Raw genomic sequence first — 16,773 nt, 5'->3', positions numbered from 1 at the left:
CTCCCTTCTGTCCGCTCGACTTGCATGTATTAGGCACGCCGCCAGCGTTCGTCCTGAGCCAGGATCAAACTCTCCGAAAAAGTACAAAACCGAAGTTTTGTTTTTCGTCAGCGTTTGACTGACTACCTATGATGTATCATAGGATTTTTTTATAAAAACTCGAATTAACAGGTACGTTTTGTCTTGTTTAGTTTTCAAAGAACTTGTTTGTCACTCTCTCAAAGCGACCACTTAAATATATCATATATCTCTATCAATAGTCAACATTTTTCTTGAAAAACATTTTATTTTTTTAAGAAGTTTTTGTTATGAAAGAGATAAAAAATAGAGCCTCTTTTTGCTCCTTTGAAAGATTAACACATATCTATGAAAAAAGCATTATAAACTTCAAAAAAAATCATGTTTTTTCAAAAAAAAATAAAGCCGGTGAAAAACCGGCTTTATCTTTACTCAGATTGCTCTTGATCTGACTCTACATTTTCTACGTTTTCTTCACTATTCTCTTCATCGTCTTCCGGTGATTGTTCTACTAATGCCACTGTAGCGACATGTTCATCATCACCTAGACGGATCAGGCGGACACCTTGAGTGACTCGGCCTGTTGTGGAAATATCTGAAACGGCCATACGGATGATGACACCACTACCTGTAATAATCATCAAGTCTTCTTCAGCTTCAGCGTTAGTCGCCTTCACTGCAACAAGCGGACCGTTGTTGTCAGTGATCTTGCACGTTTTCAGACCTTTACCACCACGGCTTTGGACACGATATTCTTTTTCAGGCGTTAATTTACCATAACCTTTTTCAGTTACGATCAATACGTTTGCATCTGGCTCAAGGATTTCCATTCCAACGACGATGTCATCCTCAGAAAGTGTGATCCCTTTAACTCCAGCTGCTGTACGTCCCATTTCACGAACATCTGTCTCATCGAAACGAATGAGCATTCCTTTTTTCGTTCCGATGATGATTTGTTTTTCACCATTGGTTAAACGAACAGCCATCAATTCATCTTCATCACGCAGGCTGAGTGCAATCAAACCGTTGTTTCGGATGTTTGCAAATTGAGACAATGACGTTCGTTTCGATACACCGTGTCTTGTTGTAAAGAAGAGATACGAATCTTCATCAAATTCGCTGACTGGAATAATGGCGTTTATCCACTCTCCCTTTTCTACTTCAAGAAGGTTAATAATCGGAATCCCTTTCGCTGTTCGTCCGAACTCAGGGATCTCATAGCCCTTCGCTCGATAAACCTTCCCTTTATTAGAGAAGAAGAGAATCGTATCGTGCGTAGATGTTGAGATCAGCTGTTCAACGAAATCATCTTCGTTGGTTCCCATTCCTTGTACACCTTTACCGCCTCTTTTTTGACTGCGGTATGTTGATGCAGGCAGGCGCTTAATATAACCATTATGAGTCAGTGTGATCACAATATTTTCAACAGGAATCAAATCTTCGTCTTCGATTGTTTCTATACCCGCTGTCACAATTTCTGTGCGGCGCGTATCATTGAAGCGTTCTTTGATTTCTGTTAATTCTTCTCTAATGATTTCTAGAACTTTCTCATTGTCTGCTAGAATGGCTTTCAATTCAGCAATCAAGTCAACAAGCCCTTTGTATTCATCTTCTATTTTCTCTCTTTCTAAACCAGTCAAACGCTGGAGTCGCATATCGAGAATGGCCTGTGCTTGTTTTTCAGACAAGCTATAGTTTTCCATCAAACCATTTCTTGCAATTTCAGCAGTTTGAGAGCCTCTAATTAAGGCAATGACCTCATCTAAGTGATCAAGCGCAATTCTTAAGCCTTCTAAAATATGAGCTCTTGCTTCTGCTTTACGCAATTCATACGCCGTTCTTCGACGAATGATCACTTTCTGATGCTCAAGGTAATATTCAAGACATTGTTTGAGAGACAACACTTTCGGCTGTCCATCAACAAGTGCAAGCAAGTTAATACCGAAGGACGTTTGAAGTGTCGTTTGTTTATAAAGATTGTTTAATAGAACATGGACGTTTGCGTCTCTTCGTAGTTCAATGACAATTCTCATTCCATTACGGTCAGATTCATCACGAAGATCTGTAATGCCATCAATCTTTTTATCACGAACAAGATCAGCGATTTTTTCGATCAAACGAGCTTTATTAACCTGATAAGGAATCTCGTTGATGACAATGCGCTGCTTACCACTAGATGTTTCTTCGATGTTTGACTTTGCACGTAATGTAATAGAGCCGCGTCCTGTTTCATACGCTTTACGAATACCGCTTCGGCCAATGATTTGTCCTGCAGTTGGAAAGTCTGGACCTGGAATGATGTCCATTAGTTCCTGTGTCGTCATTTCAGGATTTTGACTAATTGCCAATACCCCATCAATCACTTCACCTAGTTGGTGTGGCGGGATATTCGTTGCCATCCCTACAGCGATTCCTGTTGCCCCGTTCACTAATAAGTTCGGGAACCTAGCAGGCATAACGACTGGCTCTCTTTCACTGCCATCGTAGTTATCTTGATAATCAATGGTGTCCTTTGTGATATCACGCAGGATCTCCATCGAAATTTTAGAAAGACGTGCCTCGGTATAACGCATGGCTGCTGCACCGTCTCCATCGACAGAACCAAAGTTCCCGTGCCCTTCAACCAGCATATTACGATAGTTGAAATCTTGCGCCATCCGAACCATCGCTTCATATACAGCGCTATCACCGTGAGGGTGGTACTTACCGATAACTTCCCCAACGATACGTGCAGATTTCTTAAATGGTTTATCACTTGTCATACCTAGGTCATTCATCGCATACAAAATTCTTCGATGCACGGGCTTCAATCCGTCTCGCACATCTGGTAATGCACGCGAAACAATAACACTCATTGCATAATCTAAAAAGGACGTACGCATTTCATGGCTAATATTCACTTCGCGTACATTTGGTGTATGTTGTTCACTCACTATAAGAACCTCCCTTTACGTATCACATGAAATAAATTATGTGGGAGTAAAATATGTATTTATCTTCACAAGACTATTCTCCATTATATCAATAATCTTGCCTTTATACACATTTATTTACTAGAAAATCAACGAAACGCAGAAAACCAGGACATTCGTTTCACGCCCCTGTTTCTTGAAAAACAACCTTATTCCAAACAAGAAATAAGGTTGCTCTCAAGGGGGATACCTATCTAAATATCAAGATTTTTTACGTATTGTGCATTTTCTTCGATAAAGTTACGTCTCGGCTCTACTTTATCTCCCATTAGCATTTCAAAAGTCTCATCAGCATCGATTGCATCCTCAAGTGTCACTTGAAGAAGTGTTCTCGCATCAGGATCCATTGTTGTTTCCCAAAGCTGAGTAGCATTCATCTCTCCAAGACCTTTATAACGCTGAAGTCCAGGTTTCGGTGTTTGAGGCAGTGTTTTTAACAGTTCATCTAGCTGTTTATCGTTATACACGTATTCAACACGTTTTCCTTGCTGCACTTTATATAAAGGCGGCTGTGCAATATACACATAACCGTTTTCAATGATTTCACGCATGTAGCGATAGAAGAATGTTAGGAGTAGCGTCCGTATATGCGCTCCATCAACATCAGCATCAGTCATGATCACAATTTTGTGATAACGTGCTTTCTCTAAAGTGAAGTCTTCTCCGATTCCAGTCCCTAGCGCTGTAATCATTGAACGAACCTCGTTGTTAGATAAAATTTTATCTAGTCGGGCTTTTTCAACGTTTAGGATCTTCCCTCTTAACGGTAAGATCGCTTGGAAATGTCGATCACGACCTTGCTTAGCAGATCCGCCCGCAGAATCTCCCTCTACGATATAAAGCTCAGAGATGGAAGGATCTTTAGAAGAACAGTCTGCCAGTTTCCCAGGCAAGCTAGAGACTTCCAGTGCACTTTTACGTCTTGTCAGCTCACGTGCCTTTTTGGCAGCCATTCTTGCACGAGCTGCCATCACACCTTTCTCCACAATTTTCTTTGCAGCATCAGGGTTCTCTAAGAGGAATTTCTCAAGTGCTTCGGAGAAGAGGGAGTCGGTAATGGTTCTTGCTTCTGAGTTACCGAGCTTTGTCTTCGTTTGTCCTTCGAATTGAGGGTCTGGATGTTTGATAGAGATAATGGCTGTTAAGCCTTCTCGTACATCTTCACCGCTCAAATTCGAGTCTCCATCTTTGAATACGCCATTTTTACGAGCATAATCATTGATGACACGCGTCAGACCGGTTTTAAAGCCAGCTTCGTGTGATCCGCCTTCATATGTGTTGATGTTATTGGCGAAAGAATAAATATTGCTTGTATAGGAATCGTTGTATTGCAGTGCAACTTCAACGGTGATTCCGTCTTTTTCACCCTCGATGTAAACTGGTTCTTCATGAACGACTTCCTTCGAGCGATTCAAATGTTCTACATAGCTCTTAATACCGCCTTCATAGCAGTATTCGTTTCTTCGCTCTTTGCCTTCACGTAAGTCTTCAATGATGATGTTGACGCCTTTTGTTAAGAAAGCTAACTCACGTACACGGTTAGCAAGTGTGTCGTAATCAAATTCAATGGTTTCAGTGAAAATTTCTGGATCTGGCACAAAATGAGTGGTTGTCCCTGTTACATCTGTTTCACCAATGATCTCTAAATCTCCAACTGGAACACCGCGTTTGAATTGTTGATAATGAATTTTTCCATCACGGTATACAGTCACGTCTAAGGTCGTAGATAACGCATTAACAACAGATGCCCCTACACCATGCAGACCGCCAGATACTTTATAACCGCTGCCGTCAAATTTACCACCAGCGTGAAGAACCGTCATAATGACTTCTACAGCAGGACGTCCCATTTTTTCGTGAATCCCAACAGGAATTCCGCGGCCGTTATCTTTCACTGTGATGCTATTATCTTTTTCAATTTGCACTGTAATGTCTGTACAATAACCAGCTAAAGCCTCATCAATACTGTTGTCGACAATTTCCCATACAAGATGGTGAAGTCCTTTTGCACTGGTTGACCCAATGTACATTCCTGGACGTTTTCTAACCGCTTCTAGTCCTTCGAGCACCTGTATCTGATTTTCATCATAACTATTATGTTGCTGTTCCATTGCCACGTACATTCACCTACACTTTTCTTAAACGATATATTTATATGAATTGAGCTTTTAGACTTCAATTTCAATCACAAATGAAGCACGTTTTTTGAGCGTGCTTGAGGAAAGAGGAGAGTAATACACGGATTCAGTTGTGACGACGATGGATTTAGGTGTCCCTTGTGACAACGAAATGATTTGTTCTTCTTGTTTTTGAAGAAATTCCTCTACAACAGAAGATGACCTCATTTTGTAATCAACAATTGCGACAATCTCTCGTGTAGAAACAACACAATCATCACCTAAATGAATATACAAGACTCACACCTCATTTATCAGTCAATTACTTTTCCACTGGCTACTCTGAAAATTTCCGCTTCTTTCAGGGTGGCGTGATCGATGCCTTCAACACTCGTAGTGGTGACAAAGGTCTGTACACGTCCCTGAATGGTATGGAGCAAATGAGACTGTCTGTAATCATCAAGTTCAGATAAAACATCATCGAGTAGAAGAATTGGGTATTCACCGATTTCTTCATGAATCAGATCAATTTCTGCCAGCTTTAGTGAAAGAGCTGTTGTTCTTTGCTGCCCTTGAGAGCCATATGTCTGAACATCCCGACCATTCACAAAGAAAAGAAGATCATCTCTGTGAGGCCCCCATAGCGTCACCCCTCGGTCTATTTCTCTGTCTCTTAGTTTCTGAAACGATTCTTCATAGCTATTTTTTATTTTCGACAAGTCTGACGCTTCTGATACCTCTATGGCCGTCTGGTATTGGAGCGTGAGCGTTTCCAGCTCTCTTGAAATCCCAAAATGCAGCGGCTGCGCCCATTTTTCGAGCTGTTTCGTAAAAGTCAGTCGTCTTTTGACAACCTTCGCTGCCGCATCAATCAACTGCTCTGTTAAAATCTCCAGCATCGCTTGATCCGTTTGCTTTCTTGTTTGCAATTGTTTCAAGTAATGATTTCGCTGAGTGAGGATTTTTTGATAGAGCGATAAATCATGCAAGTAGACAGCAGACACTTGTCCAATCTCCATGTCGAGGAATCTTCTGCGGATTTGCGGGCTACCTTTCACAAGGCTGAGATCCTCTGGTGCAAACATGATGGTGTTCAAGGCACCAACATAATGACTGAGTTTCTGTTGTTCAATGTGATTGACCTTGCCCTTTTTTCCTTTTTTTGAGATCACGAGCTGCATGGGGAGTGGACCATTTTTTTTGATGACTCTACCTTCTATTTTAGCATAGTCTTCGTCCCATCGGATAAGTTCTTTATCATTTGACGTACGATGAGACTTTGCCATCGACAATACATAGATCGCTTCCATCAGGTTCGTTTTACCTTGGGCGTTCTCACCAATCATCACATTCACCTTATTGTCGAATTGAAGCTCGGTGTGTTCATAGTTTCGGTATGAAGTTAACGCCAGACTTTGAATGTACATGTATTGTCACCCGTTTCTAATTCACAACTTGAAATGTGCCGTGACCTTCTATCTCGACAACATCACCTGGGTATAATTTGCGTCCCCGTCTATTATCTGGCTCTTGATTGATGAACACCTCATGTTCACTTAAAAACCACTTCGCCATTCCACCAGATTGAATGACTTCGGCTAATTTCAAAAACTGCCCTAATGTAATCATTTCTGTTTCAATCGTTATCAGATTAGGCATTGTATCGACCTCTTTCAATATCACTAATATCTAATTGTACTAAAAAACAAGACAAGAAGGAAAGGGGGAAAGCGAACTGGGATGAAAGAAAGCTGAGGAAACGAGGAAAAAAGCTGCTGTGCGCTCACACAGCAGCCATTTTAGACCAAATTAATACGTTCTAACTGGAAGAATCAATTGCAAAATGGAATCATCATTTGGCGTGCGTAATAGGAATGGTCTCATTGCGCCAGTGAAACTGACATGAATCTCTGTTCCCTCTAATACTTTTAAAGCATCAAGCATATATTTCGGACTGAAAGAGATTTTGAGATCCTCCCCTTTAATGTCATCTGCTTGCACCGTTTCAACTACTTTACCGATTTCAGGCGAATTAGAAGAAATTTCAAGGCTTTGCGCAGGATCAGCAGAAAGCTTCACAACGTTGTTACGCCCTTCTCTTGCTAAAAGTGACGCGCGATCAATCGCTTGAAGGAATTCTTTCGTATTCACCACTACATCCGTTTTACTTTCTTGCGGAATGAGGCGAGCTGTATCTGGGTAATTACCATCCAGCAATCTTGAGAAGAACAGCACGTTCTGTGCTTTAAAGAGAACCTGTGTCTCCGTAATGACGATGCTCACAAGATCTTGTCCATCATCAAGAATTTTACTTAGCTCTGTTAAACTCTTTCCAGGAATGACCACATTGTACGAGCTTTCCTCGTTAATATCCAACTTCGCTTTTCTTAAAGCAAGACGATGACTATCCGTTGCTGTGCATATTAATTCACCTTTTTCAACCTTCCAGTTTACACCTGTCAAGATAGGTCGTGTTTCTGAGGTGGACACTGCGAAAACCGTTTGACGGATAAGGTTTTTAAGCAAATCTGTTGGAATTTGAAAAGCATGATGCTCTTCAATTTGTGGCAGATGCGGATATTCTTCAGCATCTAAGCCGTTTAAATTAAATTCTGCTGAACCAGAGCGGATGATGGTCAGATGATTTTGTTCTACCTCAATTTCGACAGTAGACATAGGCAGTTTCTTAACGATTTCGCTAAAGAAGCGGGCTTGCAGCACAATACTTCCTGGTCGATCAATTGTAATGACTTCTAAATCTCCATCTCTTTGAGGAATAAAAGATTCGATTGAGATATCAGAATCGCTCCCTGTGAGAGAAACCCCTTCGTCAGATGCAACAATTTTAATCCCTGTCAAAATAGGAATCGTTGTTCTAGAGGATACGGCCTTTAATACATCTTGGACACTTTCAACAAGACGATCTTTTTGAATCGTGAATTTCATAGTGGTCCTCCTAATTTTTCTTAATGACATGTATATATATTTATTTAATAAAAATCGTAGAAGTACTAGTAGGGCTTGTGAATATGTGGATAAGTCAGTAGAAAGAAAGGAAAGACAGCCTATCCACATGTGGACAGACTGTGTATGACTATGCTCTAGTTATTCACATTTTCCCGTACTTATCTTATCAGCTTGATTATTTTAGTTGTTCTTTGATCTCTTTGACATGCTGCTGAAGCTGTTCATCTTCAACGATTAATTTTGAAATTTTCTCATGAGCATGAATGACGGTCGTATGATCTCGTCCGCCAAATTCTTCTCCGATTTTAGGTAGAGAGGAATCTGTCATTTCTCTAGAGAGATACATCGCAATTTGTCTTGGATAAGCAACTGATTTCGTACGTTTCTTCGCTTTGAAATCTTCTAATCGAATATTAAATTGCTGCCCTACAATTCTTTGAATATCTTTAATTGTAATCACCTTAGGTTTCGATGAAGGAATGATGTCCTTTAGGGCTTCAGCTGCTAGATCAGCATTGATGTCTTTATTGATTAAAGAAGAGTAAGCAACAACACGAATCAAAGCACCTTCCAGTTCCCGAATGTTGCTGTCGATTTGATTGGCAATATAAAGCATGACTTCATTCGGAATGTCTAAACCTTCTGCTTTTGCTTTTTTACGTAAGATCGCAATACGCGTTTCTAGATCTGGCGGGGTAATGTCTGTAATTAAGCCCCATTCGAATCGAGAGCGTAATCTGTCTTCAAGTGTCGGAATTTCCTTTGGCGGACGGTCACTAGAAATGACGATTTGCTTACTTTCTTCGTGAAGTGTGTTGAATGTATGGAAAAACTCTTCTTGTGTTTGTTCTTTTCCTGCTAAAAATTGAATATCATCTATCAAAAGCACATCTACATTCCGATAGCGATTACGGAAATCGACTGCTTTGTTGTCCCGGATTGAGTTGATAAATTCATTTGTGAATTTTTCAGATGATAGATAGACCACTTTGGCTGATGGATTATGGTCGATGACGTAATGACCGATCGCATGCATTAAGTGAGTCTTTCCTAAACCAACGCCCCCATAAATAAAAAGCGGGTTATATGCTTTTGCTGGTGCTTCTGCGACTGCAAGTGAAGCGGCATGAGCAAAACGGTTGCCTGAACCAATAACAAAAGTATCAAATGTATATTTTGGATTCAGCATATTTTGTGGAATTTCAACGGGTTCTTCTTTCGACATTTTTTTGATTGGAGATTTTGGCATGGCTTCCTCTTCGTCCTGATTTTGAGGAATAATAAATTTGATGCTGAGCTCTTCGCCTGTCAGTTCATAGATGGTATCTGCAATTAAGTGAAGGTATCTTGACTCGAGCCAGTCTCTTGCAAATTCATTAGGTGCAGTAATAGTCAGCGTATCTCCTTGAAGAGAATGGGCTTTAGTGGACTTCATCCATGTTTCAAAACTAGGTTTGCTCAATTTTGTCTCTATTTTTTGAAGTGCTTTATTCCACAGATCCAAAATATTTTCCATAAGGCTTCTCCCCCCTCCTTTTCTTTTTAAAATGACCAGTATCAAACTGTTATAGAACACGAAAAAGAGCAAATGGTCATCACCATTCGTGCACATACTTTGTTGAAAACAATTAATATAGTAGAAAAACGTCTTTTCGACAAATTACACAGGTTGTGGATAAACAATTCAACAAGCTGTGTAATAACTTTCCACAGGTTATCCACAAATTGTGGATAAGATAAATAGGCCAGATAAGTAATTAAGAGTTAAAACACAAATATAATATCAAAATAAACAAGATGGTGCAATGGGTGTCACAAACTTATCCACACACTTTACATCCTGTTGAAAAATAATTATCCACATAGGTTATTTGTGTGAAAAAAATGTCGATAATGGATGTGGATAGTCAAAATATGCCGGAAAAATATCCACAACCTTGTTTTGAAGGTTTTTTTGAAGGAAAAAAAGAATAAAATGCTGGAAACTAAAAAAGAAGGTTTCTTCACTTGATAACTTGTGTTATGCTTATAAGGTTGATAATAAGAGTTTTATCATTGATATTGACAATCGATGGGTTACACAAATATAATGAGTTAGACTGTCTTAAACAGCTATTCCTCAGGGAGGTGTCATAAATGAAAAGAACGTTTCAACCAAATAACCGTAAGCGTAGTAAAGTTCATGGCTTCCGCAGCCGTATGAGTTCTAAAAACGGACGTCTAGTTTTAAAGCGACGCCGCAGCAAAGGTAGAAAAAAATTATCAGCTTAGGCCACTGAATAATGTCAGTGGTCTTTTTTACATAAAATCGTAAATGAACTGTCAGTTTTTATCGGAGTGGAAGAAAACATGAAGAAGCGAAACAGGCTAAAAAAAAATGAAGAGTTTCAAACAGTGTTCAAAAAAGGTCAATCAATGGCTAATCGCCAATTCGTCATTTATCAGCTGGACCAACCAAATCAAGAAGAACTGCGTTTAGGATTGTCTGTCAGTAAGAAGATAGGTAATGCAGTGATAAGAAACCGGATTAAACGACTAATCCGTCAGGTGTTCTTAGAGGAAGGTCATAAGCTAAAGCAAGAAAAAGACTACATTGTTATCGCACGAAAACCAGCAAGCGAATTGACCTTTGAAGAAACAAAGAAGTCTCTCCAGCATTTATTTAGAAAATCCGCTGTTTATCAACAACAACCGAAAAAGTCTTCGTAATAGAAACTTTCGTTGAATCAATTTTTAAAAGCGCTTCCTTCATCTAGTGAATTAAAATGAAACCACCACTTTGTAATGAAAAAATGTTACCATACTGATTAGGTGAGTCACTTTCGTAATCAATTCCAACTTAAATAAAGTTTGAAGTAATGGGAGGAATCTTGTTGAAAAGGCGATTATTACTAATATTTAGCTTGATTGGCGTGTTGGTTCTATTGGCAGGATGTACACAAATCAATGAACCAATCACATCAGATAGTAAGGGATTCTGGAATTCTTACATTGTATACCCGCTATCTCAATTAATCACTTATATGGCAAACTTAACTGGTGAAAACTATGGTGTAGCGATTATTATTGTAACTCTTTTGATTCGTTTGCTCATTTTACCATTAATGATTAAACAGTTAAGAAGTACAAAAGCAATGCAAGCACTTCAGCCAGAACTAAAGAAGCTTCGTGAAAAATATAGCTCAAAAGACCAGAAAACACAGCAGCAGCTTCAACAGGAAACAATGGCTCTTTTCCAAAAGAATGGTGTAAATCCATTAGCAGGGTGTTTCCCAATCTTAATTCAAATGCCAATCTTAATTGGTTTTTATCATGCGATCATGAGAACAGCTGAAATCAAGAAGCATACTTTCTTATGGTTTGACTTAGGCAGTCCAGATCCATTATTCCTGCTACCGATTATTGCAGGTGTAGCTACTTTTATCCAGCAGAAGCTAATGATGGCTGGAAATCCTTCGGACAACCCTCAAATGGCGATTATGCTTTGGGTGATGCCAATTATGATCATTGTATTTGCAATCAGTTTCCCAGCGGCACTTTCACTGTACTGGGTTGTAGGTAACATTTTCATGATCATTCAAACTTTGGTCATTAAAACACCTCAAGTAAAAGTTGATACAAAAGAAAAAGCTGGCGGGAACAAAAAATGAAGGAAATAACTGCTGTCGGTCGCACAGTCGAAGAAGCAGTAGATTCCGGACTGAAACAAATTCAACTACTACAAGAAGAAGTAGATATCACAATAGTAGATGAAGGAAACAAAGGGTTTTTAGGATTATTTGGTAAAAGACAAGCTGTTGTCAAGTTAGTAGAAAAGCGAGATGCGCTCAAATTAGCAACACAGTATTTAGATAAAATTGTTAAATCAATTGATCCTAAAGCAAATATTGTTTCGAAAAAAGAAACGAAAAAGATTTCTTTTCACATTAATGGAGACAAAACTTCATTAATGATTGGAAAAAGAGGACAAACACTGTACTCTTTAGAAACCTTGGTGCAGTTAGTGTTTAATCGTTATTCTGATCAGTATCATCATATTACAATTGATATTGGAGATTATAGGAAGAAACGACAAGAAGCACTTGAACAATATGCAATCAAAACGGCAAACCGTGTTTTAAAAACGAAGAGAAAGGTTCATTTAGAACCGATGCCTTCGAATGAACGAAAAGTCGTTCATGATACGATTGCAGCATTTTCTAAAGAACTTGCCACGGCATCCGAAGATACAGGCAGCAAGCGTCATGTTGTGGTGATGTATAAAAAATAGCAGAAAGGCTAAGATTCAGCAAAGCTGGATTTTAGTCTTTTTTTATTGAAAAATTACCTTTTAATAGTAGATTCCTCCTTTATTTCTAAAAAGTTAGTGTGTTATTTAGATCGAAAACGTCATTTTCCCTTAGTTGCAAAGGGAGAAGGGCGTTTTAATTTATTGGATTTAGGTGTAAGATGTGAAGACAAGTTTAGAACGTCGTTATTCACATGTGGATAAGTTAAGTGTTAAAATAGACAGGGTGCAAAACTGTGGATAATTAAATGTGGGCTACTTTCGCTTCGCATGCATTTATGGTATCTTTAAATTTTGGATTAAGCGTTTTTGATATAGAGATGGACAACGTCCATTTAATTGATATAAGACTGTCTATTGAATAGAGAAAGAGGTGAATGAGCGGTGGATACAATTGCAGCAATTTCTACACCAATGGGTGAAGGGGCAATTGCCATTATACGTTTAAGCGGGCCTGATGCAGTTCAGATTGCTGATCGCATGTATAAGGGGCCTAAGGAGAAAAAACTTGTATCAGTGGATTCTCATACCATTCATTATGGTCATATTGTAGATTCAAGTACCGAGCAAGTGATAGAAGAGGTCATGGTGTCTGTATTAAGAGCGCCAAAAACATTTACGAGAGAAGACGTTATTGAGATCAACTGCCATGGCGGAATTGTCACGGTCAATAAAGTCTTGCAGCTTGCTTTAAAAGAAGGAGCGAGATTAGCGGAGCCAGGTGAGTTTACAAAACGTGCTTTCCTAAATGGAAGAATCGACTTGTCACAAGCAGAAGCCGTAATGGACTTGATTCGTGCAAAGACTGACCGTGCGATGAATGTCGCAATGACTCAAATGGAGGGACGTCTCTCCGGTTTGATTAAACGTCTTCGTGGTGAGATATTGGAGACACTTGCCCATGTAGAAGTGAATATTGATTATCCAGAGTATGACGATGTGGAAGAAATGACACATCGAGTCTTAGTTGAAAAGGCGACATCTGTGAAAAAGGAAATTGAATCGCTTCTAACGACTTCACAGCAGGGGAAAATCCTACGTGAGGGTTTATCTACTGTTATTATTGGAAGGCCAAATGTTGGGAAGTCTTCCTTATTAAATAGTCTTGTTCAGGAAACAAAGGCGATTGTGACCGATATTCCTGGAACAACCAGAGATGTCATCGAGGAATATGTGAATGTAAGAGGAGTACCGCTCCGTTTAGTAGATACTGCGGGTATACGTGAGACTGAAGACATTGTTGAGCGTATTGGGGTCGAACGATCAAGACAGGTCTTAAAAGAAGCTGACCTGATTTTACTTGTGCTCAATTATAGTGAAGAGTTATCTGAGGAAGATATTAAGCTATTTGAAGCTGTCTCGGGTATGGATATTATTGTGATTGTCAATAAGACTGATCTTGAGCCTAAACTTGATGTAGAAAAAGTAAAAGAGTTAGCGAAAGATCGTCCAGTCGTGACAACATCTTTATTACAAGAAAAAGGGATTGATGAGCTTGAAATGGCCATTCAATCTTTATTCTTCACTGGCTCAATTGAAAGTGGAGATTTAACGTATGTAAGCAATACTAGGCATATTGCGCTCCTTCAAGAAGCAAAACAATCGATTGAGGATGCTCTAGAAGGAATTGAAATGGATGTACCGATCGACATTGTTCAAATAGATTTAACACGCTGCTGGGAGCAGCTAGGTGAAATTATTGGGGATGCTGTTCATGAAAGCTTAATCGATCAGTTATTCTCTCAATTCTGTTTAGGAAAGTAAAGGGAGGAACAAAAGAAATGGGTTATGAAGCTGGCCAATATGATGTAATCGTCGTCGGTGCCGGTCATGCTGGTGTTGAGGCTGCTCTTGCTTCTGCAAGACAGGGCGCCAAAACACTTGTATTGACCATCAATCTCGATATGGTTGCTTTTATGCCATGTAATCCGTCCGTAGGAGGTCCCGCTAAAGGGATTGTCGTCAGAGAAATTGATGCGCTAGGCGGAGAAATGGCACGAAATATAGATAAGACGCATATTCAAATGCGTATGCTGAATACTGGGAAAGGACCTGCTGTCCGTGCGTTAAGAGCGCAAGCAGATAAGTTTCAATATCAGCACGAAATGAAAAAAACAATGGAAAATGAACCAAACCTAACAATGTTGCAAGGGATGGTAGACCATTTAATTGTAGAAGATGATGAATGTAAAGGTGTTGTGACTCAAACAGGTGCAAATTATCGCGCGAAGTCTGTTGTTCTAACGACTGGTACTTTCTTAAAAGGCCGCATTATTTTAGGGGATCTTTCTTATTCAAGCGGTCCTAATAATCAGCAGCCTTCCATTAAATTGTCGGATCATCTAGCAGAATTAGGATTCGATTTGGTTCGCTTTAAAACTGGGACACCACCTCGAGTAAACAGCCACTCGATTGATTATAGTAAGACGGAAATTCAACCAGGTGACGATGTGCCACGTGCGTTTTCTTATGAAACTGTGGAATATATTACAGATCAATTACCATGCTGGTTAACATACACGAGTTTAGAAACTCATCAAATTATTGATGAGAATCTTCACCGTTCTCCTATGTATTCAGGTATGATTAAAGGAACAGGTCCTAGATACTGCCCGTCCATTGAGGATAAGGTGGTTCGTTTTAATGATAAACCGAGACATCAAATTTTCTTAGAGCCAGAAGGCCGTAATACGCAAGAAGTGTATGTTCAAGGTTTATCTACAAGTCTGCCAGAGGATGTACAGCAGCGAATGCTGTCAACCATTCCAGGGCTTGAAAATGTACAAATGATGCGAGCGGGTTATGCCATTGAGTATGATGCGATTGTGCCTACACAATTGTGGCCGACACTTGAGACGAAGAAAATTTCTGGATTATATACAGCTGGCCAAATTAATGGTACCTCTGGTTATGAGGAAGCTGCAGGTCAAGGAATTATGGCAGGTATCAATGCAGGAAGAAAAGCATTGGGTAAAGAAGAAGTCATTTTAAGCCGATCTGATGCATATATCGGTGTTCTCATTGATGATCTTGTCACGAAGGGTACAAATGAACCTTACCGTCTTTTAACTTCTCGTGCAGAGTACCGCTTACTTCTGCGTCATGACAATGCTGATTTAAGATTAACGGAACTTGGATATAACATTGGTCTAATTTCTGAAGAGAGATTCCAAGCATTCACACAGAAAAAAGAGGCTATTGAAGCAGAGAAAAAACGTTTATATTCTGTCATTATTAAACCTACAGCAGAGACACAGGAATATATCCGTTCTCTTGGTGGAAGTGAATTGAAGGACGGTATTCGCGCTAGTGATCTGATGAAGCGTCCAGAGATGAACTATGAATCTGTTGTGAAACTAGCTCCTGCTGACACACCGCTTCCTGCTGATGTGTGTGAACAGGTAGAGATTCAAATTAAATATGAAGGTTATATTGAAAAGTCGCTCCAACAAGTTGAAAAGCTGAAAAAGATGGAAAACAAAAAGATTCCGGATCGAATCGATTATGATGCCATCAAAGGGATTGCAACTGAAGCGAAGCAAAAGCTAAAAGAAGTCCGACCGCTTTCTGTTGCACAGGCTTCTCGTATTTCAGGCGTTAACCCTGCTGATATTTCTATCCTTTTAGTATATTTGGAGCAGGGACGTATTGCGAAGATAGCAGAGTAGAAAGGATGTCGGCATGAACATTGAACAATTTACAGCAGCACTAGAGGAGAAAGGGATCACTCTTTCTCCAGTGCAGCTTGAACAATTTGAAACTTACTTCCATATGCTTGTAGAATGGAACGAGAAGATGAATTTAACGTCCATTACAGAAAAGGAAGAAGTATATTTAAAGCATTTTTATGACTCGATATCAGCAGCATTTTTTATTGATTTTCACAATGTGACAACAATTTGTGATATTGGAGCTGGTGCTGGTTTTCCAAGCATTCCTCTTAAAATTTGTTTCCCTCATCTACATGTGACCATTGTTGATTCTCTCCAGAAACGCATTACGTTTCTCAATGAGTTAGCAAAAGGGTTAAACTTACAAGATACTACTTTTTATCATGATCGTGCGGAGACCTTTGGACAACGTAAAGATCAACGTGAAAGCTATGACCTTGTCACCGCTAGAGCAGTTGCGCGCTTATCTGTCTTGAGCGAACTATGCCTGCCTCTTGTGAAAAAGGAAGGTTTGTTTGTTGCATTAAAAGCATCTGCTGCAGATGAAGAGATGCAAGCAGGAAAAAAAGCCGTTACTGTCCTCGGAGGAGAGGTTGTTGAAAAGCATTCCTTTGTTCTTCCTTTAGAAGAAAGCGAACGGAACATCATTGTCATTGAAAAGAAAAAACAAACACCAAAAAAATATCCTAGAAAACCAGGAACACCTAATAAATCACCAATAGAGGGTTGATCATGTAAAA

General features: G+C 39.5%; 14 protein-coding genes and 1 rRNA gene. 7 read left to right on the top strand and 8 right to left on the bottom strand.

Going from position 1 to position 16,773, the window contains the following annotated elements; all coding sequences use genetic code 11:
- The 8 genes from FXF70_RS04900 to dnaA form a co-directional block, all read right to left on the bottom strand.
- Positions 1 to 80: ribosomal RNA gene (locus FXF70_RS04900) — 16S ribosomal RNA — on the bottom strand; the annotation flags it as partial.
- Positions 81 to 446: 366 nt separating this feature from the next.
- Positions 447 to 2,951, bottom strand: coding sequence for a DNA gyrase subunit A (gene gyrA, locus FXF70_RS04895; protein WP_046526899.1), 2,505 nt, complete (start codon positions 2,949 to 2,951; stop codon positions 447 to 449).
- A gap of 233 nt (positions 2,952 to 3,184) precedes the next feature.
- On the bottom strand, positions 3,185 to 5,101 hold the full coding sequence (gyrB, locus tag FXF70_RS04890) for a DNA topoisomerase (ATP-hydrolyzing) subunit B (protein WP_025206585.1): 1,917 nt from the start codon (positions 5,099 to 5,101) through the stop codon (positions 3,185 to 3,187).
- Positions 5,102 to 5,158: 57 nt separating this feature from the next.
- Positions 5,159 to 5,404, bottom strand: a complete 246-nt coding sequence (gene remB / locus FXF70_RS04885) for an extracellular matrix regulator RemB (protein ID WP_008360920.1) — start codon at positions 5,402 to 5,404, stop codon at positions 5,159 to 5,161.
- A 17-nt stretch (positions 5,405 to 5,421) separates the two neighbouring features.
- Positions 5,422 to 6,534 (bottom strand): DNA replication/repair protein RecF, encoded by a 1,113-nt coding sequence (recF, locus tag FXF70_RS04880; RefSeq protein ID WP_007497487.1) that lies wholly within the window; start codon positions 6,532 to 6,534, stop codon positions 5,422 to 5,424.
- Between the two features lie 16 nt (positions 6,535 to 6,550).
- Positions 6,551 to 6,766, bottom strand: a complete 216-nt coding sequence (gene yaaA / locus FXF70_RS04875) for a S4 domain-containing protein YaaA (RefSeq protein ID WP_008347598.1) — start codon at positions 6,764 to 6,766, stop codon at positions 6,551 to 6,553.
- A gap of 150 nt (positions 6,767 to 6,916) precedes the next feature.
- Positions 6,917 to 8,053, bottom strand: coding sequence for a DNA polymerase III subunit beta (gene dnaN / locus FXF70_RS04870; protein WP_008347596.1), 1,137 nt, complete (start codon positions 8,051 to 8,053; stop codon positions 6,917 to 6,919).
- A gap of 196 nt (positions 8,054 to 8,249) precedes the next feature.
- Positions 8,250 to 9,590 carry a chromosomal replication initiator protein DnaA gene (dnaA, locus tag FXF70_RS04865; protein ID WP_008347594.1) on the bottom strand — a complete coding sequence of 447 codons (1,341 nt, stop codon included), beginning with the start codon at positions 9,588 to 9,590 and terminating at the stop codon, positions 8,250 to 8,252.
- 620 nt (positions 9,591 to 10,210) lie between these two features.
- Between dnaA and rpmH the strand changes: the two genes are divergently transcribed.
- The 7 genes from rpmH to rsmG all read left to right on the top strand — a co-directional run bounded on the left by rpmH (position 10,211) and on the right by rsmG (position 16,763).
- Positions 10,211 to 10,345: a 50S ribosomal protein L34 gene (gene rpmH, locus FXF70_RS04860; protein ID WP_008360908.1), complete on the top strand. Its 135-nt coding sequence runs from the start codon at positions 10,211 to 10,213 to the stop codon at positions 10,343 to 10,345.
- 78 nt (positions 10,346 to 10,423) lie between these two features.
- A complete protein-coding gene (gene rnpA / locus FXF70_RS04855; protein WP_008347592.1) occupies positions 10,424 to 10,783 on the top strand; it encodes a ribonuclease P protein component in 360 nt (119 codons plus the stop codon).
- Positions 10,784 to 10,941: 158 nt separating this feature from the next.
- Positions 10,942 to 11,724: a YidC family membrane integrase SpoIIIJ gene (gene spoIIIJ / locus FXF70_RS04850; RefSeq protein ID WP_089374159.1), complete on the top strand. Its 783-nt coding sequence runs from the start codon at positions 10,942 to 10,944 to the stop codon at positions 11,722 to 11,724.
- Entirely contained in the window at positions 11,721 to 12,344 is a 624-nt protein-coding gene (gene jag, locus FXF70_RS04845; protein ID WP_057078773.1) for an RNA-binding cell elongation regulator Jag/EloR, read from the top strand. Before spoIIIJ ends, jag begins: the two co-directional genes overlap by 4 nt.
- A gap of 402 nt (positions 12,345 to 12,746) precedes the next feature.
- The gene (gene mnmE, locus FXF70_RS04840) at positions 12,747 to 14,126 is read left to right on the top strand and encodes a tRNA uridine-5-carboxymethylaminomethyl(34) synthesis GTPase MnmE (protein WP_017359868.1); all 1,380 of its coding nucleotides are present in this window, start codon (positions 12,747 to 12,749) and stop codon (positions 14,124 to 14,126) included.
- Positions 14,127 to 14,143: 17 nt separating this feature from the next.
- A complete protein-coding gene (gene mnmG, locus FXF70_RS04835) occupies positions 14,144 to 16,030 on the top strand; it encodes a tRNA uridine-5-carboxymethylaminomethyl(34) synthesis enzyme MnmG (RefSeq protein ID WP_039169033.1) in 1,887 nt (628 codons plus the stop codon).
- A gap of 13 nt (positions 16,031 to 16,043) precedes the next feature.
- Positions 16,044 to 16,763, top strand: coding sequence for a 16S rRNA (guanine(527)-N(7))-methyltransferase RsmG (gene rsmG, locus FXF70_RS04830; protein ID WP_007497477.1), 720 nt, complete (start codon positions 16,044 to 16,046; stop codon positions 16,761 to 16,763).
- Positions 16,764 to 16,773: the final 10 nt, after the last annotated feature.

The organism is Bacillus sp. Y3 (genome assembly GCF_008123875.1).
Classification (GTDB): Bacteria; Bacillota; Bacilli; order Bacillales; family Bacillaceae; genus Bacillus; species Bacillus altitudinis.
Note: the sequence above shows the minus strand (reverse complement) of the source record. Positions and strands in the feature narration are given on the sequence as shown.